At 33.7% G+C, this 22,073-nt stretch carries 21 protein-coding genes; 15 read left to right on the forward strand and 6 right to left on the reverse strand.

Annotated elements, in window-relative coordinates:
- The first annotated feature begins 478 nt into the window (after positions 1-478).
- The 4 genes from NX902_RS08905 to NX902_RS08920 all read left to right on the forward strand — a co-directional run bounded on the left by NX902_RS08905 (position 479) and on the right by NX902_RS08920 (position 6,508).
- Positions 479-745 carry a phosphocarrier protein HPr gene (locus NX902_RS08905; protein WP_016200927.1) on the forward strand — a complete coding sequence of 89 codons (267 nt, stop codon included), beginning with the start codon at positions 479-481 and terminating at the stop codon, positions 743-745.
- Positions 745-2,463, forward strand: coding sequence for a phosphoenolpyruvate--protein phosphotransferase (gene ptsP / locus NX902_RS08910; protein ID WP_095329026.1), 1,719 nt, complete (start codon positions 745-747; stop codon positions 2,461-2,463). The genes NX902_RS08905 and ptsP overlap by 1 nt, the downstream gene beginning before the upstream one ends.
- 359 nt (positions 2,464-2,822) lie before the next feature.
- Positions 2,823-5,471, forward strand: a complete 2,649-nt coding sequence (locus NX902_RS08915; RefSeq protein ID WP_341160690.1) for a cation-translocating P-type ATPase — start codon at positions 2,823-2,825, stop codon at positions 5,469-5,471.
- A gap of 161 nt (positions 5,472-5,632) precedes the next feature.
- On the forward strand, positions 5,633-6,508 hold the full coding sequence (locus tag NX902_RS08920; protein WP_095329050.1) for an NAD(P)-dependent oxidoreductase: 876 nt from the start codon (positions 5,633-5,635) through the stop codon (positions 6,506-6,508).
- A 45-nt stretch (positions 6,509-6,553) separates the two neighbouring features.
- Here the strand turns inward: NX902_RS08920 and NX902_RS08925 are convergent, their stop codons facing one another.
- Both NX902_RS08925 and NX902_RS08930 read right to left on the reverse strand, forming a co-directional pair.
- Positions 6,554-7,711: an aminotransferase A gene (locus NX902_RS08925; RefSeq protein WP_123257398.1), complete on the reverse strand. Its 1,158-nt coding sequence runs from the start codon at positions 7,709-7,711 to the stop codon at positions 6,554-6,556.
- Positions 7,712-7,844: 133 nt separating this feature from the next.
- Positions 7,845-8,036: a hypothetical protein gene (locus NX902_RS08930; protein WP_341160691.1), complete on the reverse strand. Its 192-nt coding sequence runs from the start codon at positions 8,034-8,036 to the stop codon at positions 7,845-7,847.
- A 277-nt stretch (positions 8,037-8,313) separates the two neighbouring features.
- Here NX902_RS08930 and NX902_RS08935 point away from each other — a divergent pair, with 277 nt between their 5' ends.
- The 3 genes from NX902_RS08935 to NX902_RS08945 all read left to right on the forward strand — a co-directional run bounded on the left by NX902_RS08935 (position 8,314) and on the right by NX902_RS08945 (position 11,514).
- Entirely contained in the window at positions 8,314-8,841 is a 528-nt protein-coding gene (locus NX902_RS08935) for an RDD family protein (protein ID WP_341160692.1), read from the forward strand.
- A 140-nt stretch (positions 8,842-8,981) separates the two neighbouring features.
- Positions 8,982-10,283, forward strand: coding sequence for an MFS transporter (locus tag NX902_RS08940; protein WP_095329031.1), 1,302 nt, complete (start codon positions 8,982-8,984; stop codon positions 10,281-10,283).
- Between the two features lie 325 nt (positions 10,284-10,608).
- Entirely contained in the window at positions 10,609-11,514 is a 906-nt protein-coding gene (locus tag NX902_RS08945; RefSeq protein WP_095329032.1) for a chemotaxis protein, read from the forward strand.
- Between the two features lie 312 nt (positions 11,515-11,826).
- On the opposite strand, the gene NX902_RS08950 is transcribed toward NX902_RS08945, so the two are convergent.
- Positions 11,827-12,057 (reverse strand): hypothetical protein, encoded by a 231-nt coding sequence (locus NX902_RS08950; protein WP_217279723.1) that lies wholly within the window; start codon positions 12,055-12,057, stop codon positions 11,827-11,829.
- A 300-nt stretch (positions 12,058-12,357) separates the two neighbouring features.
- The gene (locus NX902_RS08955; RefSeq protein ID WP_095329033.1) at positions 12,358-12,825 is read right to left on the reverse strand and encodes a YkyB family protein; all 468 of its coding nucleotides are present in this window, start codon (positions 12,823-12,825) and stop codon (positions 12,358-12,360) included.
- 270 nt (positions 12,826-13,095) lie between these two features.
- Here NX902_RS08955 and NX902_RS08960 point away from each other — a divergent pair, with 270 nt between their 5' ends.
- Both NX902_RS08960 and NX902_RS08965 read left to right on the forward strand, forming a co-directional pair.
- Positions 13,096-13,422, forward strand: coding sequence for a hypothetical protein (locus NX902_RS08960; protein WP_341160693.1), 327 nt, complete (start codon positions 13,096-13,098; stop codon positions 13,420-13,422).
- Positions 13,423-13,476: 54 nt separating this feature from the next.
- A complete protein-coding gene (locus tag NX902_RS08965) occupies positions 13,477-15,195 on the forward strand; it encodes an EAL domain-containing protein (protein ID WP_341160694.1) in 1,719 nt (572 codons plus the stop codon).
- A gap of 307 nt (positions 15,196-15,502) precedes the next feature.
- Here NX902_RS08965 and NX902_RS08970 read toward each other — a convergent pair whose 3' ends face one another.
- Positions 15,503-16,225, reverse strand: coding sequence for a C39 family peptidase (locus NX902_RS08970; protein ID WP_123257399.1), 723 nt, complete (start codon positions 16,223-16,225; stop codon positions 15,503-15,505).
- 349 nt (positions 16,226-16,574) lie between these two features.
- On the opposite strand from NX902_RS08970, the gene NX902_RS08975 reads away from it, so the two are divergent.
- Together NX902_RS08975 and NX902_RS08980 are read left to right on the forward strand one after the other, a co-directional pair.
- The gene (locus NX902_RS08975) at positions 16,575-17,792 is read left to right on the forward strand and encodes an EAL domain-containing protein (protein ID WP_163188179.1); all 1,218 of its coding nucleotides are present in this window, start codon (positions 16,575-16,577) and stop codon (positions 17,790-17,792) included.
- A gap of 102 nt (positions 17,793-17,894) precedes the next feature.
- On the forward strand, positions 17,895-18,503 hold the full coding sequence (locus NX902_RS08980; protein WP_123257401.1) for a DUF3993 domain-containing protein: 609 nt from the start codon (positions 17,895-17,897) through the stop codon (positions 18,501-18,503).
- Positions 18,504-18,558: 55 nt separating this feature from the next.
- On the opposite strand, the gene NX902_RS08985 is transcribed toward NX902_RS08980, so the two are convergent.
- A complete protein-coding gene (locus NX902_RS08985) occupies positions 18,559-18,795 on the reverse strand; it encodes a glutaredoxin family protein (protein ID WP_095329037.1) in 237 nt (78 codons plus the stop codon).
- A 357-nt stretch (positions 18,796-19,152) separates the two neighbouring features.
- Between NX902_RS08985 and NX902_RS08990 the strand changes: the two genes are divergently transcribed.
- The 4 genes from NX902_RS08990 to dapD all read left to right on the forward strand — a co-directional run bounded on the left by NX902_RS08990 (position 19,153) and on the right by dapD (position 22,039).
- Positions 19,153-19,389, forward strand: coding sequence for a YkuJ family protein (locus tag NX902_RS08990; RefSeq protein WP_016200943.1), 237 nt, complete (start codon positions 19,153-19,155; stop codon positions 19,387-19,389).
- A gap of 398 nt (positions 19,390-19,787) precedes the next feature.
- On the forward strand, positions 19,788-20,240 hold the full coding sequence (gene cbpB, locus NX902_RS08995) for a cyclic-di-AMP-binding protein CbpB (RefSeq protein WP_095329039.1): 453 nt from the start codon (positions 19,788-19,790) through the stop codon (positions 20,238-20,240).
- A 100-nt stretch (positions 20,241-20,340) separates the two neighbouring features.
- Positions 20,341-21,240 (forward strand): LysR family transcriptional regulator, encoded by a 900-nt coding sequence (locus NX902_RS09000; RefSeq protein ID WP_095329040.1) that lies wholly within the window; start codon positions 20,341-20,343, stop codon positions 21,238-21,240.
- An 88-nt stretch (positions 21,241-21,328) separates the two neighbouring features.
- Complete coding sequence (dapD, locus tag NX902_RS09005) at positions 21,329-22,039, forward strand: 2,3,4,5-tetrahydropyridine-2,6-dicarboxylate N-acetyltransferase (protein ID WP_095329041.1); 711 nt, start codon at positions 21,329-21,331, stop codon at positions 22,037-22,039.
- The last annotated feature ends 34 nt before the right edge of the window (positions 22,040-22,073 follow it).

A 22,073-nucleotide genomic window follows, 5' to 3' on the forward strand; every position in this document is an offset into this window, starting at 1 on the left:
TTTTTCAGTTTATATTGGTTTCTATGCAAATCCGTAACTGAATAAAAGTTTATAATATGGGGATTTTATAAAACAGGAATTAATCCCAAAATGGACTAATTCCCCTAAAATTCCCCATAAAGTTAACTATTTTTTGTCGTTTAGTAAATTTTGATTGTCTATATAACAAAGAAATGCTATTCTTTCATTTGAGATGTCTTTTTCAAAAACTTAAATTACCTGCCTATTTTGAACACTATCTTACATGTTCTCATCTTTTTAGAAGATGCTATAAATGGTTGTAAAGAAAGTTTGTGTGCATAGACAATTAATTTTTTTTCGACAAAATACATAGCTTTCAGTTTACAATTGTAATATATAAATTATATATTATTTATGATAAACAATTGTTGGTTTATAATTAAGGTTGTTTAAGTTTGAAAAGTTTAGCTTATGTTAACATCTTATAACTTAATCGATAAAGGAGAATGATTTTATTATGGTAGAAAAACAATTTAAAGTTATTGCAGATACAGGAATTCATGCTAGACCGGCGACTCTTTTAGTACAAGCTGCTAGCAAGTTTGATTCAGATATTCAATTAGAATATAAAGAGAAAAAAGTGAATCTTAAATCGATTATGGGTGTTATGTCATTAGGTATTGCTCAAGGTGCTGATATTAAAATTATTGCTGAAGGTAACGACGAACAAGAAGCAATTAATGGATTACAAGAAACTTTAAATAAAGAAGGTTTGGCAGAATAATGAGTTTTTTACAAGGAATTGCTGCATCTAGTGGAATAGCCATTGCTAAAGCTTATCGCCTAGTTGAACCAGATCTTTCTTTTGAAAAGACTAGTGTGGAAAATGCAGAAAGTGAAATTTCTCGTTTTCAAGAAGCTTTAAATAAAGCGAAATCAGAATTAGAAGCTATTCGTGAAAAAGCTAATAAAGAGCTTGGTGCAGATAAAGCTGCTATTTTTGAAGCGCATTTATTAGTATTAAGTGATCCAGAATTAATTGCACCTATTGAAGACAAAATTAAAACAGATCTAGTAAACGCAGAATTTGCATTAAAAGAAACAACAGACATGTTTATTACGATGTTTGAATCAATGGATAACGAGTATATGCAAGAAAGAGCTGCAGATATTCGTGATGTAACAAAACGTGTAATGTCTCACCTTTTAGGCGTACATTTAGCAAATCCAAGTATGATTTCTGAAGAAGTAGTTGTAGTTGCAGAAGATTTAACACCATCTGATACTGCACAACTTAACCGTCAATTTGTTAAGGGATTCACAACAGATATTGGTGGAAGAACATCTCACTCAGCTATCATGGCTCGTTCTTTAGAAATTCCTGCTGTTGTAGGGACAAAAAAAGCAACAGAAGAAATTAATAATGGCGATTTAGTCATTGTTGATGGATTAAAAGGAGAAATCCATGTTAATCCAACACCTGAAGTAGTCGAAAGCTATAAAAAAGTTGCTGAGCAATATGAACAGCAAAAAGCAGAATGGGCTAAGTTAGTGAATGAACAAACAGTAAGCTCTGACGGTGTTCATGTTGAACTTGCAGCAAATATCGGTACACCTAATGATTTAGAAGGGGTAACGAATAACGGTGCAGAAGCTGTCGGTTTATATCGTACAGAATTCTTATACATGGGAAGAGATCAGCTTCCAACAGAAGATGAGCAATTTGAGTCTTATAAAGCTGTTCTTGAAGGCATGAAAGGGAAGCCAGTTGTTGTTCGTACATTAGATATTGGTGGAGATAAAGAATTACCTTATTTAGATCTGCCAAAAGAAATGAACCCATTCTTAGGTTTCCGTGCAATTCGTCTTTGCTTAGAGGAGAAAGATATTTTCCGTACGCAATTAAGAGCATTGCTGCGTGCAAGCTCATATGGAAATCTAAAAATCATGTTCCCAATGATTGCTACATTAAATGAATTCCGCGCAGCTAAAGCTCTTTTAGAAGAAGAAAAGGCTAATTTAGTGTCTGAAGGCGTTAAAGTTGCAGACAAAATCGAACTAGGAATCATGGTGGAAATTCCTTCTACAGCAGTGCTTGCAGATCAATTTGCGAAAGAAGTTGACTTCTTTAGCATTGGAACAAATGATTTAATCCAATATACAATGGCTGCAGACCGTATGAACGAACGCGTTTCATACCTTTACCAACCATACAATCCTTCTATTCTGCGTCTTGTTAAAATGGTTATTGATGCAGCACATAAAGAAGGTAAATGGGCAGGTATGTGTGGAGAGATGGCAGGAGATGAAACGGCTATTCCTTTATTATTAGGATTAGGCTTAGATGAATTCTCTATGAGTGCTACATCCATCTTAAAAGCAAGATCACAAATTCTAAATCTTTCTAAAGCAGAAATGGAAGAGTTAGCAGAAAAAGCATTACAAATGTCTACAACGGAAGAAGTTATGGAAGCAGTTAAAGCTGCTGCAAAACTTTCTTAAATAAACAGGTTTATCCTTAAAAATAGTGGGTATAAATAAAAATAGCATAAGCTCTTTTTACAAGTTAGCTTAACGCTATTCTCATTTTCCCCTTATTTGAACTGACTAGATGACTCTAGTCAGTTTTTTTTTTGCCTATCTTTAACGTTTCATCCATACATGAAAAGGAAAGACGGAGGCAAAATACAAATATTCTATTGTTTTTTTAGACAGGTTTATAGAAATTAAATAATGGGAAGGGGTTTTAAATAGAAGTATGCCACTATACATATGAACAGAGAACAGTTTATTTGTTCCATTTCATCATTGTCAAAAAAGGAGTTAATAAGGCGGAACAATAAGGAGTTGAATAAAGTCACGTGGAATTTTATCAAAAGGATAAAGAAGCAGTATTAAAAAATTTACAGTCATCTGAACAAGGACTATCAACAGACAAAGTAAAAGAAATTTTGGAAAATGAGGGTTACAATGAGCTTCAAGATAAAGAAAAAGTACCAACTTGGAAGCTCTTTTTAGAAACATTTAAAGACCCAATGGTTATTGTCTTATTACTAGTAATTATTATCCAATTAATCATGGGTAAATTTGTAGAATCTCTTATTATCTTTTTAGTGTTATTGCTAAATTCTGTTATTAGTGTGATTCAAACAAAAAAGGCAGAAAGTTCTTTAGATGCTTTGCGTAATATGAGCGCACCGGAGGCAAAAGTAAGGCGAGATAATACCAATATCACCATTCCTGCACGGGAGTTAGTTCCAGGAGATATCGTCTTTCTAGAAGCTGGTGATTTTATCCCCGCAGATGGACGTATTTTAGAAAGTGGTTCTCTGAAAGTAAACGAAGGAATGTTAACAGGGGAATCAGAAGCTATTGAAAAACAAGAAAAAGTAATAGACGAGGAAGCAGCACTTGGCGACCGGATTAATATGGTATACAGTAGTTCACTAGTCGTTTATGGCCGAGGGATCTTTGTTGTAACCGGCACTGGGGAAAAAACGGAAATTGGTAAAATTGCTGATATGCTTAATAAAGCAGAGGAAAAGCAAACACCATTACAACAGAAGCTTGCAGAATTTAGTAAAAAATTAGGAGTAGGAATACTTCTCTTATCTATTCTTATTTTTGCTATTCAAGCATTAAGGATATGGTTAGGAGATGGAAATGTTGATGTTACAACTTCTATTCTTAATGCGTTACTATTTGCCGTAGCCGTAGCCGTAGCGGCTATTCCAGAAGCTTTATCATCTATTGTAACCATTGTCTTGTCGGTTGGAACCAATAAAATGGCAAAACAGAGTGCTATTATACGAAAATTGCCTGCAGTCGAGACGCTAGGTTCTACCAGTGTGATATGTACAGATAAAACTGGAACACTGACACAAAATAAAATGACTGTAACCGATTATTTTATACCGGAAGGAGAAAGAGAACATTTACCACCAGATCCTTCCCAATGGAATCATTCAGAAACTTTTTTACTAAATATAGCTGTATTATGTAATGATTCGTACATTAATAAAGAAAATAGAGAAGTGGGAGATCCCACAGAAGTAGCGCTTATTAACTTTTATAATGATGGTAAAAGAAATTATGAACAAATTCGCTCTAGATATCCGAGAGAAGCAGAATTACCGTTTGATTCGGATCGCAAACTAATGTCTACGATTCATACCATTGATAATAAACGTTTCATGCTTGTAAAAGGTGGCCCAGATGTTATGTTTAACCGGGCGACAAAAATATTAGTAAATGAAAGGGAAGAACCTTTTACAAATGAATGGTTAAAGAAACTGCAGGAGGCTAATGAGGATTTTTCCAATCAAGCTTTAAGAGTTCTTGCATATGGATATAAGCATGTACTTGAAGATAAGACAATTATAACGGAAGAAGATGAATCGGAACTCATCCTTGTTGGTTTAACGGCGATGATGGATCCACCACGTGAAGCTGTTTATGGATCGATTGAGCAAACAAAAGATGCGGGGATTCGAACAGTAATGATTACAGGAGATCATAAAACTACCGCACAAGCCATTGGTCGTAAAATCGGCTTGATGGAGGATAATGATATTGCTTTAACGGGCCAAGAATTAGATGCATTATCAGAAGAAGAACTGAATCAAAAATTAGAACAAATTTCTGTCTATGCACGTGTTTCTCCAGAAAATAAAATTCGCATTGTGCGAGCTTGGCAAAAGAAAAATCGAATTGTTGCTATGACAGGTGATGGTGTTAATGATGCGCCAGCATTAAAACAGGCAGACATCGGTATTGCAATGGGAAGCGGGACAGATGTTGCCAAAGATTCAGCTGACATGATTCTTACGGATGATAACTTTGTTTCGATTGTAAATGCTGTAGGAGTAGGAAGAACTGTTTTTGACAATATCAAAAAATCAATTGGCTATTTGTTTGCAGGGAACTTCGGCGCTATTATAGCGATCTTGTTTGCAGTGATTGCAGGATGGGCAAATCCCTTTACAGCATTACAATTATTATTTATAAACTTAGTAAATGACTCCTTACCAGCCATTGCTCTTGGAATGGAGAAATCAGAGCCTGGTGTAATGAAGCGAAAACCTCGAGACGTCAAAGAAGGAATTTTTGCAGGTGGGACGCTTCGGGCGGTTGTTGTAAGAGGGGTATTAATTGGGATTGCGGTAATTATCTCTCATTATATTGGTTTACAGCATTCAGATGAATTAGGAGTAGCGATGGCTTTTACCACGTTAATCCTTTCTCGTTCCTTGCAAACCTTTGCTGCGCGTTCTAGCACCCAAACAATCATTGGAGTCGGATTATTTTCTAATAAATATGTATTAGGAGCAGTAGGTATTTGTTTCTTACTTTATTTAGTTACTATCCTGCCTTTTGCTAGAGAAGTGTTCGCCATTCCTGATTCCTTTGGCTTAAATGAATGGTTAATTGCAGCTGGATTGGCCATCGGAGCAGTAATAGCAATGGAAATAATGAAAATGCTTCTTGTGCGGGTATTACGTAATAAGTAAAAGAAAAAACTACCTAGTATTATCCAATTGGTTTAGAAAGATTGGGATATTGGGTAGTTTTTTTCTATTAGCAGTTTTCAATCTTATATAGAAGAATTATACATGCTTTCATGATACTATTAGAAAAAGAAAGTTATTTGCCAAAAAAGGGAGAGGATCGGATGTTGGCGAAAGAAACAACTATAATTGGTTTTATTGGTACTGGTGTAATGGGAAAAAGTATGGCAAGCCATTTATTGCATGCAGGATATCCTGTTATGGTGTATAACCGTACGAAAGCAAAGGCAGACGAACTAGTAGCTGCTGGAGCAGAATGGGCAGACAGTCCCTATGAAATTGCTTTAAAAGCAAATGTCATTATTACAATTATTGGTTATCCAAAAGATGTAGAGGAAATATATTTAGGAGAACTAGGATTAATTAACAATGCCAAAGAAAATACATATTTAATCGATATGACCACCTCCACTCCTAGTCTTGCTAAGAAAATATATGAAGAGGCGAAAAAGAAAAATATATATGCAGTAGATGCCCCTGTAAGTGGTGGAGATGTAGGGGCAAGAGAAGGAAAGTTATCCATTATGGTAGGTGGGGAAGAAGCGGTTTTCCAACAGCTTCTGCCTCTATTCGAGATACTGGGCACTAATATTGTCTATCAAGGGTCTGCAGGTTCTGGTCAACATACGAAAATGTGTAATCAAATTGCCATTGCTTCTACAATGATTGGTGTAAGTGAAGCTATCGTTTATGCGCAAAAAGCGGGACTAGATCCTGAAAAAGTATTGCAGAGTATCTCAAGCGGAGCCGCGGGGAGCTTTTCCTTAAGTAATTTAGCACCTAGAATGATAAAAGGGGATTTTGAACCAGGATTTTATATCAAGCATTTTATAAAAGATATGAGAATTGCCCTTAAAGAAGCAGAGGAAATGCAAATGGAAACACCAGGATTATCTCTTGCGGAAACATTGTACAGCCGCTTGTCAGCAAAAGGAGAAGATGAGAGCGGAACACAAGCTTTATATAAATATTGGGATTGAAAAAACAGCTTCTAATCGGTGAAAGCCAAGATTAGAAGCTGTTTTTTATTTTGCTAGATGTAGTTTTATATATTCCTCTAATCGATTACATGCCTCTTCCAATGTTTCCATAGAATAGGCAAAGGAAATTCGAAAATATCCTTCCCCTAATTCAGAAAAAGCACTTCCAGGAACAACCGCTAGATTTACTTTATCGACTAGATCAAGGCAAAAATCAAAAGAATTCAATTTAGTTGTTGGAACTTTTATGAAGAAGTAAAACGCCCCATCTGGCATGACTACATCCAATCCGATAGAGGACAAGCGATCATACACATATTTTCTTCTTCTTTGATAATCTTCTCTCATAGGTGCTGCATCATTAATACCAACAGTTAAAGCTTCTAATGCCGCTTTTTGCGAGATTGAAGAGGCACAAGTTACATTATATTGATGGACTTTAAGGATTTGTTGACAAAGATAGGAAGGAGCAAATAATAGACCAACTCTCCATCCAGTCATGCTATGTGATTTAGAAAGACCATTAATCACAATAGTTTGTTCGCGTAGATATTGAGCAATGGATACATGCTCTTGATCATATAATAATTCACTGTATATTTCATCGGCTAAAATAAAGATATCTTTTCCTTTAATTAGGGCTGCAATCTCCTTGATTTCTTCTTTTGTTAGGCTGACACCTGTTGGATTTGATGGATAGGGTAAGACGATACATCTTGTTCTTTCCGTGATATATTTTTTTATGACCTCAGCTGTAAAGCGGAAAGACGTATGACGAATATCAGCATGCACAGGAATCGCACCACATAAACGAATAATTGGTTCGTATCCAGGATATACAGGTCCTGGCAGGATGACCTCCACTCCATCGTCGAGAATCGTTCGAAATGTAACATCAATAGCTTCGCTAGCTCCCACGGTAACAATCACTTCTTTGGAAGGATCATAAGAAAGATTATATTTTGTATTTACAAATTGAGATGCCGCTTCCCGTAACGCAAGGTCTCCAGCATTATGTGTATAGGAAGTATAGTTTTCATCAATGGAGGTTTTTGCTGCCTCTTTAATATGTAGTGGAGTAGGAAAATCGGGCTGGCCAATGGTTAAAGAAACCATTCCTTTTTTTCCAGCGACCATATTAGCGAACTTTCTGATACCAGAAATCTCAATATTTTTAACTTTTTTATTGATTAAATGTTCCATAACAAGTCTCCTATCGTAACGTATTCTATTATGATATCAAAAGCGATGATTGTTTTAAATACATAAACAAATAAAAAGAGCAGGGTATAGAAGAATCTATCCCTGCTCCAAGCTTGCTCTAATATATATTTAATTAGTAACCATAATCCCAATCAACGTCTTCCTCCATTAATAAAAGTTGTTCATGGTTTGATTGATTCAGATGATTTTCTAAAGGCTGTTTCCGATTGTCCATTTTATCTGTGTTTTTCCATATCTCTAAATCGATATTTTCTAGAAAAGTTACCGTTAAGTCTTCGTGAAAAAGAATTGCAGTACCCTTCATTGTGTACTCGTCCTCTCTTTAATTAGTTAAATAATTTACGGTTTTCTTCCTTCACAACTTACACTATTAGCGTATTCTAATAACATAAAATCGTCTAGGTTTTTGTTTGATATTTCACAAATTAGAAAAAAACAAATAAACATTTTATGAACTTTTTAAGCAAAGAAGCAGGATGGTTTTTCTAATGTTTATTAATTGTAATTCAACCAGTCATTTCATAAAAAAGGTTGTTTAGAAAATAAATACCATTTATCATATTAGAAGGAGGGGAAAATAAATGGTAACAACTATACAAATAGAAGAAAAGGAAAATCATCCTCAATATGCAGGATTTTGGATTCGTTTTGGAGCATGGGCAATCGATAGTGTCATTTTAGGTATTCCTTTATTATTTTTTTCTAATATCATTTTTGCTTTATTTATCAGTTCAATGGAAATACCTAATGAATTATTGTTGGATCCAGCAAGTATAAATGCATTATCTGATTCTGAAATTTTATCTCTATTAGGCTCCATAATGACCGCTTTTTTTGGAACGATGGCAGTATGTATGTTTATTAGTCTTTTTTATTATTCACTGTTTCATGCTTCTAAATGGCAAGCGACAATTGGAAAGAAATTATTAGGTTTAAAGGTAGAGGATTTGAAAGGAAATAAGCTTTCTTTCTGGAGAAGTTTAGGAAGATACATAGTATCAAGTCTCCTTTCAGGAATTTTATTAATTGGCTTTATTTTGGCAGCGTTCACGGAGAAAAAACAAGCGTTACATGATTTAATTGTAGGTTCCATTGTTGTAAGAAAATAATTCATAAACTCTGTGGGCTTATCTATAATGTGAGTGAGACGACAAACATTATGGATAAGCCAAATGGTTCTTAAGGGAAACAAACAGGAGTATGTTATTTTATCGCTACATACCCGCTATTTGAGAGGAGAGCTTGATAGATGGAACCGATAACCAATAAAACAGAAATGAAAAAAAGAGGGTTGGCATTATATTTTACTTTGCCCATAATATCATGGGCCCTTTATGATGCGGCTAATACTATTTTTTCGTCTAATATTAATACAATCTTTTTCCCCTTGTATTTACAAGATATGGTTGGTTCGAATGAAGTAACCAAACAGATTGCTTCGACTTTTATTACATATGCGAATGCATTAGCAAGCTTTCTGTTAGTTATCTTTACACCATTATTTGGCGTAATGATGGATCGAACTGGAAAAAAGAAAAAATATATTGTTATTTTAACATTATTAACTGTATTTGGAACCATTGCTATGGGGTTTTTCTCTTTTATCCCGTCTACACAACAAATATTTGGAATTCCGATATCCTTAGCACTTGTTATCCTCTTTTTTGTTTTATCTAAATTTACTTATCATTCTAGCTTAGTGTTCTATGATACGATGATTTCTGATTTAGGAACAAAGGAACAGATTCCATTAATCTCTGGATTTGGTGTAGCCATCGGTTATATTGGAACACTGATTGGATTAACTGTTTATCTCTTTATAGATGAAGGGGCATATAATCAATCCTTTATTCCAACTGGTATTCTTTTTTTACTTTTATCCTTGCCATTATTTTTTTTCATTAAAGATACACCAAAAGAAAATATCCAAAAACAATCTGTTCTTTCTGGATATCGAGAAATAATAGAAACTTTTAAACAAATGAAAAGTTATCGGAAAATTTTCACCTTTATGCTTGCTTACTTTTTTCTAAATGATGCATTAGCCACTACTATTGCGACGATGTCTGCATATGCCAATGCGGTTATTGGATTAGATACTGGTAAATTTATTGTTCTTTATCTTGTGTCAACCATTGCAAGTATTATTGGTTCCTTTGTTTTTGGATATATAACGAAAAGTGTTGGTGCATACAGAGCTGTTCGTTATGTGGGGATACTGTTAGTTATTGCGATTATTATTGCAACGCTTGCTAAAAATGAAGGGTTATTCTGGGTAGCTGGCAGTTTATTTGGAGTGGCGCTTGGAAGTATGTGGGTAACAACAAGAACCTATATCGTTGAAATTACCCCAGAAGAGAAAAGAGGACAATTTTTTGGTTTGTTTGCTTTTTCTGGAAAAGTATCATCTATTATCGGTCCTTTAATATATGGGACAATTACATTGGTTTTTGCTGAGTACGGTAATATTGCAAGTAGATTTGCGCTAAGTTCTTTAATCATTCTAACTATTATCGGATTAGTGATTCATGCACGTATAAAGGAAGACTGATGGAAAAAAGATTTCTTCCTTCCAAATAGAAGAGGAAAACGAAGCTGTTTATGAATGCTAACAAAAGCAAATATTCCGTGAGAAGGTGGAATATTTTCATATTGTTCTTTCATGAATAGCTTTTTATTAGCCTTTTTTGCAAAAAAATGGATACTAAAAATACTATAGGTTGTAGAATAACTTTTCTTCACCTCAAAATTTAGGAAATTTAAAGAGCCTTACTTTAAGAGTAGATAAAAAGTCCGATATAAAAGATAGGTATAAATAATTTGATGTAGTCTGGCTAAATAAGTGAATTTTTAGGCGAGCGAAAGGACAAACAGAAATGAAAAATGATAAAGGGATACTTTTAGAAACGGGAACAAATGAATTAGAAATTGTAGAATTCAGCGTAGGAAAGAACCATTTTGGAATCAATGTGATTAAGGTTAAAGAAATCATTAATCCAGTGCCAATCACGCCAATCCCACACGCACACCCATATATAGAGGGGATTATGGAGTTAAGGGGAGAAGTATTAACTGTTGTTAATCTTGCAAATGTACTTGGTTATCCTCCTTCTGATACTCCTGAAAAGGACAAATATATTGTTTCTGAATTTAATAAAACAAAAATAATTTTCCATGTTCATAATGTAACACAAATTCATCGAATATCATGGGAAAACATTGAAAAACCATCTGAAACGTACTATGGAACGGACAGCCAGATTATCGGAGTAGTAAAATTAAAGGGAGAAATGATTTTATTATTAGATTTTGAAAAAATCGTTGTTGATATTAATCCGGAGTCGGGAATCAATGTTCAACAAGTAAAAAAATTAGGTGATAGAAAAAGAAGTGACAAGAAATTAATTGTTGTGGAAGATTCTGCCCTGTTAAGAAAATTATTAGAAGATACTTTAAATGCTGCTGGATTTCAGGAGATCACCTTTTTCGAAAATGGGCGTGAAGCTTTAGCCTATTTAACAAAAACTATAGAGGATGGTCATTCGGTTGAAGAAGTGGCTCAATTAATGATTACCGATATAGAAATGCCGCAAATGGATGGACATCATTTAACAAAAGTAGTAAAGGACAATCCTAACTTAGCAACATTGCCAATTGTTATATTTTCTTCGTTAATCACAGATGATTTAAGACATAAAGGTCAAGTAGTAGGAGCAAATGCTCAAGTAAGTAAACCTGAGATTAATGAATTAATTCATATTATCGATAACATCATATTATAAATGCTGATGAATTAGCAGTCTGCATGGGAGTTGCCTTTTTGCTTAAGAGAAGGGAAGCGAATCCAGCTTCCTTTGTCTTTAAGAACTACTTTGAGAGACTGGCACATGGGTGACCCAACCAATTATACGGAGAGGTTAATAAAGATTTCGTATAATTGGTTGGGTTTTTATTCTTTTTAGGAAAGAAGGCTTGTGGTAAATACCACAGACTTAAATACACTTCACTTTTCATGGGCTATACCTGTATTATTTCCTGGAGCCTCTTTACAAATAAATTCTTTTCACTATTTTATATTCAAATCAAGCATTATATTATGCATTATTATTTTGCATAATATCTTTATGTATTTTCTCAAATAGTTCTACTGGTAGGGAGTATTTAGTTGTTTTAAAGTTTTGCCAATTAGTAATGATTTCTACCATATTACCCTTTTTCTCAACTTCTAGAAGGGCATTTTCGCCAATATCCCTTACAGATATGAGCCTGTCTCCGTTTTTTTTCTCCGTCTGTTTATATTCATAATTAATACCAAATTTACGCATAATACCTCTCCTTTAAAATAGTTTTATAGTATTACCTTATCATAAGTTATATGTGTGGAGACTAAACAAACATTAAGATAGCCGTAAATAAAATATTATTATTCGGGTTACGGTTTACGTAACAATATTTTTTGAAACACCCTTTTTATACCGTAAAACAGCCACCCCATCATTCCAACTTATGTATGGGGTGGCTGTTTCTTAGGTGAAATGTATCCTAGCTGCATTATAGTATTAATTGCTCTCTTTTAGTTGATATAATCGAGGGGATTACCGTTTTCATTCAAGGTACATTAAAAATTAATAGCTTTCACCAAGTTTTTTAAAAACAGGCTTTTGGTATTTCTTTTTGCGGATTGAATGATTAGGTGGCGTATCTTCTTTTAATCCAGTATAAGTGGATAAAAGCTTTTTAGACTGTGTTAAGGAAAGAGTAGATTTGGGATTTCGAATACTTTGATTGAGAGATCCTAAATGTGGCAATTCCTCAAAATCCTTTTTAGTCGGAGGCAAATGAAATGTATAGTTTTCACACGCAATCAATAAATCTGATTGTTGTTGACTATATTTTGGATTATTTGAGAAGTGTAGACCGATTTTCTTTGCTTTTCCTTCTGCTAATAGTTTATGTAAACTGTCATGCTTTAATTTATATAAAAACTTTGGGTTTGGAGCAGTTTTTGCATGACGGTTTACAACTGAGATTGCTTGAAGAAGATTTACAACAGTAGGTTGTATTGGCGGCGGATATTGTTGCTGCTTATTCAATTGTTTTAACTCTCCCTTCTATTGTTTAGTACAAGTTATTATACTATTTTTTGCGAAAGAAGGAAATAAAAAAGAAATATCTTGTCTATCAAGTGTGCTCCTGAAGCAAGGTTAAGATAAATTTTATTTTAAGAATAGACATAATTTTTTATCTATTTGAGTACAGAAATGGATTCACATGCCGATAATAGTAGTAAAAGAAAAGTTGATAGGTTGTGTACATTTTTTTAGAACAAATTATTATATTGCTGCATGTAAGGAATGAGATGGATGGACAAATATAATGAGAATAGCACAAGTAAGAAAATAATCGCTCAATCCAAATCAAATATAGAGAATATTATTTTTGAAATTATTTTTATGTATATTAAAGATATGGTCTTTATCATGAAAGTAGAGAAAGGGGAAATTTTTCGCTATATTTTTGTAAATGAAGCTGCATTCTTGTTCGCTAAATTACCAATCAACTTTATAGGGAAAAAAATCCAAGATGTTAATTCTGCGTACATATCTGCTAGATTACAAAAGGAATATTCTACAGTGTGTAAGAGGAAGGAAAATCATAGTTATACAGATCAAATCAAGCTTAATGATTGAGAGCTTATCTATGCAGAATCTGTTTTAACGCCTATAAAGGATGATAAAGATGAGGTGAAATACATTGTTTCTATAACGAGAGATATTACAGAATCCATCAAGGAAAAACTTTTATTATATGAAAGTGAACAACGATATCGTTCATTAGTAGAGAATAATTTAGATGCTGTTCTCACAGTCAATTTAGATGGCGTTATACAGGAGGTGAATCCTGCTGGGTTGAAATTAATTGGTTTTAGTGACGAAGCTAAAACGATTTTTTCGCTTTATGATCTAATAGATGAGGAGAATACACTTTTTTATGGTAGTTTTAAAAAGTGTAAACTGACAAAAACATCACAATCAGTTGATTGTAAATTAATAAGTAAAAATGGAAACGAATTATCTGTTCATTCGAAATTCGTACCTATTATAGTGAATCATACCATTAAGGGGATTTATGTCATCTTAAGAGATATTTCAGAAAAGAAGAAGACAGCAGAAAAGATTCAGTTTATGTCTTTTCATGATCAGCTGACAGGACTTTATAATAGACGGGCTCTAATGGAGGCTATAAACCTTGAAATAAAAAGAGCGGAAACAGACCAAGCTGCTTTCGCTTTAATGACCATTGATTTAGACAGATTTAAATATATTAATGATACATTTGGTCATATTGTTGGCGATCAAATTCTTGTAAAAGTCGCGGAACGCTTATTAGAGTTTAATAATTACAAATGCCATGTGTATCGTCAAGGAGGAGATGAATTTAATATTCTTCTTTCGCAAACGAATAGACAAGAAGTAGCAAGTATTGCTCAACAAATACTTTCAACCTTTGCTAATTCTTTCTATCTAGATTCTCAGGAATATTATATAAGTCCCAGTATAGGAATTAGTATGTATCCACAGGATGGAGAAGATATTGAAATATTGATTAAAAATGCTGATGAGGCACTTTTTCGAGTAAAAGAAAGAGGCAAAGCACACTATCAATTTTATCGTTCCGATATGACAACAGCTTTAACTAATATAGTATCAGTTGAAACAAAATTGCGAAAAGCTGTTCAAAGGAATGAACTGAAATTGTATTATCAGCCGCAAATTGATTTGAACAATTATACTTTCAATAGCTTTGAAGCGCTATTACGGTGGGAGAGTCCCTCCTTAGGCTTGGTTGCTCCCAATGACTTTATACCCCTTGCGGAGGATACGGGTCTCATAATATCGATTGGCAATTGGGTTATTGAAACGGCGTGTGAGCAGATAAAAATTTGGAAGTCACTTTACAATCTAGATGTCAGAATCGCTGTGAATATTTCTCCCAAGCAATTTCAACAACCTAATTTTGTAGAAGTGATTCGCGAGGCTATCAAAAAATATAACATTCAGCCATTCCTCTTAGAAGTGGAAATTACAGAAGGGGTTATGGAGAATATTAAAGAAGCAGTTCCTATTTTGCGGAATTTAAAGGAGTTGGGTGTTATTATTTCTGTTGATGATTTTGGAACCGGCTATTCTTCTCTTAGCTATATAAAGCAATTTCCCATCGATGTGTTAAAAATTGACCAGTCTTTTATTAAAGATGCTGTGACAAGCGCAAAGGATGCTGCCATTACAACCACTATTATTCACTTAGGTCAAAACTTAGGAATGGAAGTAATTGCAGAAGGTGTCGAAAATAAAGATCAGGAAGATTTTTTAAAGAAGGCAAATTGTCAGAAAGCACAAGGTTATTATTATTCAAAGCCATTGACTTGTGAAGACGCAGAACAATTTCTTAGGCAGTTTTAAACATGATTGATGAGCGGAGAACATAAACTTTTAGGAGGGAAGGATGGTTGGCAAATTTGCCATTATAATTTAAGTGTATAGTTAAGGACTGGATTTTTATTAGGAATAATAGGGAGGAGAGTAAGCCAGCCTGAATACACGATCCTAAGCGCGTCAAGAAGACTCATACCGGTGTTTGCCCGCATACAAAGTAAAGTGTATTCAAGCTGCTTGCTTATTACTTGCAGCAAATAACAAAGGGAATCAGTCAGCCCACTAAGAGTTATTCAGCTTTAACCAATATTAAAGTGAAAAAAACTTTTTGGCTTTACCGATAACTAATTGCTCTTGACTTTAAAGCATGCCAGGAGTCAATAAAGTTTTTTTTATTTACCTTGACGTTTTTCTTACCAGATAAGGGATCATTTAAGTAAACATGCTCTTTACTGAACCCGACTAAAACAACTGCATGTAAATCTAATGGCGTTTTAATTGTTCTTCCATTATGTTCCCATGATTCCCATCTATCAGGTAAACGATAATCCCCTGTCGTCCATACGACAATTGGGTAACCATTCTCAACATGTTTCTCTAAGTCATGAAAAGAGGAATTTGTTAAATTAACTGCTCTTTCAGGTAAAAATTTGTTAACAAGGTCTTCCATCGGTCTATCAAACACAGCATAACCAGCCTTTTTCCCAGTCATATCTCCAACAAATCCAGTAGAAGGATCTCCCCATTTAATAATATTTCCGTTTTTTCGGACTAATGGATCTAAGTCCTTCTCTATGTCTTTAAAAAGGTCCATTTTCGTTACTTTAACACCAGCATAATTTAAGACCATGGTTAAACTTGTTACCTCACATCCATATCGTAATTCTGGATTTTGTTTTACCAAAGGAACATCTAATAGTATTTTATTAGAGGAGCTTGATACTTGACTTACTATTTCGCTTTTTTGTCTTGGATGGTCATCAATATGGAAGTATTCCCAAACTTGCTCCGAACCAAAAAAGGGAGCGAGCAAAAGTAATAGTTTCAACAACTGCATATGACTGCCTCTTTCTTGCCAACTCCTAACGTTATCATACGAAATTCTCATCAAAATATGAGGGCAAATTATTACCAAAAAGGTTAAATTAAGTTGATTCAAATTTAGACTTCATCCATAATGATAGGGTTGAATAGAAAGAATTTTCTATCAATATTTCGAAAGCTAGGAGTTTATATGATATAATTAGGCTTATTTAAATTTCTTAATATAAAGTGAAGAACCTTTGCTAACTAATTAATAAATCCATTTAAGTATAGGGGTTTTTTATTTGAAAAGCGTCGATTTGACAAAGTTTAATTATGATATGCAAAGGAGCTTGCTTTTCTTATAGGGAGGCGATCAAAATATGGATGCTTTGGATATTTTGACTGATTTAGAAAATGTCATCCCTTATTTTCAAGCTATTTTTAGCGCTGATGAACATCGGGTTATTGGATATGAGGTATTAGGTAGATATAATGGGCAAGATGGAGCGGAAAGTCTTGGTGACTTTTTTGCAGATGAAGGAATTCCAGATGAATACAAGCTTGAAGTAGATCAAGTTATTTTGACAAAAGCTTTAGATAAAGCTTTATCTCTTGATGAGGACGTATTGCTTTTTATCAATAGAGATGCTGAAATGCTGATGAAGGATGATGGAGAAGCCTTTTTAGATACCTTATTGGAGTACGAAGGGAAAGGTATCAAGCTGAATCGAATCGTTCTAGAGCTATCCGAAAGAAATTATCAAGGACAATTTGATCATTTAGATCATTTACTAATTTACTATCGCACATATGGTATAAAGATTGCGATTGATAAAATGGGAAGCGATAGCAGTTATCTTGACCGTCTAAGTGATTTAGGGCCTGATATTTTGAAAATTGATCTATTGGCTTTGCGGTCTACGTCCACCTCACATACTTATCAAGATGTATTGTATTCATTATCTATGCTTGCTCGAAAGATTGGTGCTACTTTATTATTTGAAAATATCGAGATGGTTTATCAGCTTCAATTCGCTTGGAAAAATGGAGGAAGATTTTATCAAGGGTATTACTTACATTATCCAGAGGAGAATTTCGTTGAACGTAATAGTAGAAAAGAAACATTGAGAAACATGTTTCATGAATTTATCCTTTCAGAAAAGAAGAAATTAGCGACGATTTATGATTTAACAGAAGAGTTTCAAGGTCAATTACAAGCATTGCTTGTCAAATACAAGAAATATTCTTCCTATGAAGAGTTATTAAAATTATTGTCAGCTGAGTTAACAGAGGCTGCTTTTCGAATGTATGTTTGTGATGAAGATGGGTTTCAGAAATCTGCCAATATTATTAAATATGAGAATGATTGGCTTATACAACCTGAATATGCACATAAAAATTGGAGTTGGAGACCATATTTTTTAGAAAATATTATGAAGATGCGAAATGAAAAAAAAGGGATATTATCTGATCTATACAGTGATATTGAAACCGGCGAAACGGTTAGGACGTATTCTTATCCGTTAAATTCAAAAGAATATTTATTTATTGATTTATCCTATAATTATCTTGATCGAATGAAATTATTGCTTCCTTAACAACAAGCTGAAGAGATTTTCTCTTCAGCTTGTTTTATTAGGAATAGAAAGGGTATGGAAGAGTAATGAAGTGGTAGAGCAATTAGAGAAGGGAAGGATTTGATGAAAAAAAGCTTCTTTATCTTATTGATTATTTCTATGTGGAGTGTTTTTCCGTATTCCATTGACGCCGCCAGCCGTTTGACAAGTAGAGAGGAAGTATTCGCTTTTGTAGAAAAGGCATTCCGGGCACAAGTATCATTAAGTAAAGAAGCGAGAGAAATGGAGGAGATAGAAGAAATCTTAACGCCTTATTTTTCAGACAAACTAATTTATTTATTTCTTAATGAAAACCTGAAGGGAGAACAAGGGAACTTTTTTACATATGGTAATGAATTTGGTAAATATTATCTACCTTTTTATCAATTATCAGAACAAACTTTTGTAGAACAAGAAGAGAATAGTATACTCCTATATGAATATTATGAACCAATTGTTATTGGAGAAAAAGTATATGAAGGTTCTTATGAAGGGATTTTGATCAGAAAATTGAATAATAAATGGCTTATAACAAATATGTTTTCAGATAAAGAGGTAAGGTCCATTTTAAAGAGTAAAGAAAAAAACTATAGTACATTAGTGTATATGCCGTTATTTTCCATTGATAATCAAGTTACTTATATAAAGAATGAGAATAAAAACTATAATGATGTCAACACAAATCATCTCTAATATAATCATTTTAAAGTTTATGGCGCACATTAGGTGCTGTACGCCACAATAAGTATTAAGAAAGATTCAAAGCTTCCTTTAGCTTTTCCAAATCAAATCCATAAATGACTGTTCCATCAATTACGAATGTTGGAGTGGAAAAAGATTGATATTTCTTTATTAAGTCTTTTTTGGCATGAGGGTCCTTTTGAATATCTCTCATTTCGAAATCAAAACCATGTTCTTTTAAGAATAGCTTTGAATATTCGCAAGGGGGACAATCTGGTTGAGTAAACAATGTGATTTGATGCATAATGCTCCTCCTACTTTTATCTTTAACTAAAATCATACAAAGAAAGTTATTATCATGCAATTCTTTTGAGTGATAAAAGAATTTCTTGTCATCATTTTAGCAAGAAATTATGCTCCTAAGGAAAGTGTGTATGTTAATTTGTGAAATGGTAAGAATATTCAGAGGAAATAAATAATAAAAAAACACCGAGTTTTTTTCAGTTTTACTTGGACAAACTCTCGACAATCTTTTATTCTGTTAGTATTGGCATTTTACACAAGAGGCGAATTGTAACTAAATTAAACGAAGAAAGTGTATAGAAACATGCTAATAGTGAAACCTATGCTTAATAAAGGTTTGTTTGAAAGGAGAGAGAGCATGTCACAATTACAAGGCATATTAACAAGATTGAAAAATCTACAAGAGCAGGCAACTGGGGGAGAACCAACTCAACGTTTCTTTGAGGTAAATGGAGAGAGAAAGTGTCAAGTAACATTTCATCCGAAAACTGAGACGTTTGAACTAGAAGTATATAATGACAAGGAAAAACCAAAAAGATATCAATTTGATAATGTTGATATGATTACGATTGAGATTTTTGATTTAATTCAGTAATCTTATTTAAAAAAATCTTCAGCAAGGTGGAACAGTCCATTTTGCTGAAGGTTTTTTTAGTTTTTAGTACTTACAGCTAGTAATTCAGGAGAATTTAATCAATATTAGGATAAAAAGCTCTAAAGATTGAAAATATTTCCTACATGAAAAAAACATGAGAATCCATACTAATGGTTGAGGTGATAAACATGATGCCAACGGTTATTTGTCCAGAATGTTCACAGGAAGAAAAACTGGAAAATGTCTTAACTGCTCAATCTAATCAAAATGTGATTTTTCGATGCCCACATTGTCAACTGCTTGTAAGGAATATAAAAACGAGTAAGGGTTAAAAGAGCATAATGCCGAGAACTATGATAAAATGAGATATAAATATATTTTGTGAGGAGTTTTCGGCTATGATAAGTATGCACAGCGAAGAGTTTTTAAACATTACTTTACAGGACTTATTAATTCCATCTGAACGAGTAGCACATGTGCAGATAGGAAATAGTTTAGAACACGCTCTGCTTGTCTTAACAAAAAGTGGATACTCAGCAATACCAGTATTAGATGCTCATTATAAACTCCATGGCTTAGTCAGCACTCCGCTCATCATGGATAGCATATTAGGCTTAGAAAGAATTGAATTTGAGAAGCTTGAAGAAATAAAAGTGGAAACAATTATGAATAAGGTAATACCAAGAGTGAAGAGCAATAGTTCTGTATTACATACGATAAAATATTTAGTAGACCATCCTTTTATTTGCGTGGAAACAGACGATGGCTATTTTGATGGAATTTTAACAAGAAGATCCATACTAATGCGACTTAATATTTATTTGCATCAACTCAATCAAAATGAACGCTAAAAGTAATATTCCTTCATCTACGGCTACCGCTCTTGTCTGCCTCTTCATTAGAGATGTATCCCTCTTTTGATAACAATTTTTATTTTATGAGGATAATGTCATGTCAACGATTTCTGAATTACAACTATTAACTGTACTTTCACAGGAAATGAATATGCGCAAAGCAGCAGAGAGATTATTTGTCACCCAGCCAGCTCTTTCTCAAAGGCTGCAAAATATTGAGAAAGACTGGGGAACCCCGTTATTTATTAGGTCACAAAGAGGCCTTTCTCTTACTGCAGCTGGCGAATTAGTAACGACATTTGCAAGGGAAACATTAAAAAAAGAAGAAGAAGTAAAAGAATCCATTCATGCATTTAAAGAAGAAGTATATGGAACATTAAAAATAGCTGTCGCAAGTATAGTTGGACAAAATTGGCTTCCAGAAGTATTAAAACGATTTGTTGAGCGCTATCCACAAGCAAAAGTATCATTAGTAACTGGTTGGAGCAGCGATATGATGAAATCAGTTTCAGAGGATAATATGCATATCGGTATCATAAGAGGTGCATCTGATTGGAAAGGGATAAAAATGCATTTATTCGATGATCCACTTTATTTAGTGGATCGAGAAATTGCTAAGTTAGAAGATATTGCCTTAACTGATCGACCGTTTATCCAGTTTAAAAGTGATTCTAACTATTACGAAGAAATACAAGTTTGGTGGCATCAGAATTTGCAAATGCCTCCTAAGAATACTATTGTTGTAGATCAAATTGAAACATGTAAACAGCTTTCTTTTAATGGCATTGGATATAGTATCTTACCTTCCATTGCCTTAAGAAAAGCTGATGAGTCACTATCAAGAATACCATTATTTAATGATAATAATAAACCTATTACAAGAGGGACTTGGTTAATTGGCTATGAAGCGAATTTTCAATTAAAGCAAGTTCAAGCGTTCATAGAGATTGTCAATGAATACCTTGAAGAAGAAAAAGTGAAAGCAATTAATCCTTAATATTATAATAATAATTGCTTGTTTTCATAACTTTTGTTTGGTAAAGTAATTTTTATATTGTAATTTATACATAACTGGAGGTAAAGAAATGAAAATGATGGATGCAAATGAAATTATTTCATTTATTCAAAATAGTACAAAATCTACACCTGTTAAGGTATATGTAAAAGGGGATTTATCAGCTGTTGAATTTGGTGAGAATATCCAAACCTTTATTAGCGGGAATTCTGGTGTGATTTTTGGAGAATGGACAGACATTCAAAGTGTAATTGAAGCTAATAAGGATAAAGTAACAGATTATGTAGTTGAAAATGATCGTAGAAATTCCGCTATTCCTTTATTAGATTTAAAAAATATTAAAGCTCGTATTGAGCCAGGCGCAATTATTCGTGACCAAGTTGATATTGGTGATAATGCTGTTATTATGATGGGTGCTGTTATTAATATTGGTGCTGTTATCGGCGAAGGCACAATGATTGATATGGGAGTTATTATGGGTGGACGAGCTACTGTCGGTAAAAACTGTCATATTGGAGCAGGTGCAGTATTAGCTGGTGTAATTGAGCCTCCATCTGCTAAACCAGTTATAATTGAAGATGATGTATTGGTTGGTGCAAATGCTGTTATTGTAGAGGGTGTAACTGTAGGAAAAGGGTCTGTAGTTGCTGCAGGAGCTATCGTATTAGAAGATGTTCCAGCGAATACATTAGTAGCAGGAGCTCCTGCACGAGTAGTAAAAGAAATTGATGATAAAACAAAATCAAAAACAGAAATTATGCAAGAGTTACGTCAATTATAATTTTGATGAAAAGCGTGGAGAAACTTCCGCGCTT

Source organism: Niallia sp. FSL W8-0954 (assembly GCF_038005605.1).
Classification (GTDB): Bacteria; Bacillota; Bacilli; order Bacillales; family Cytobacillaceae; genus Niallia; species Niallia circulans_A.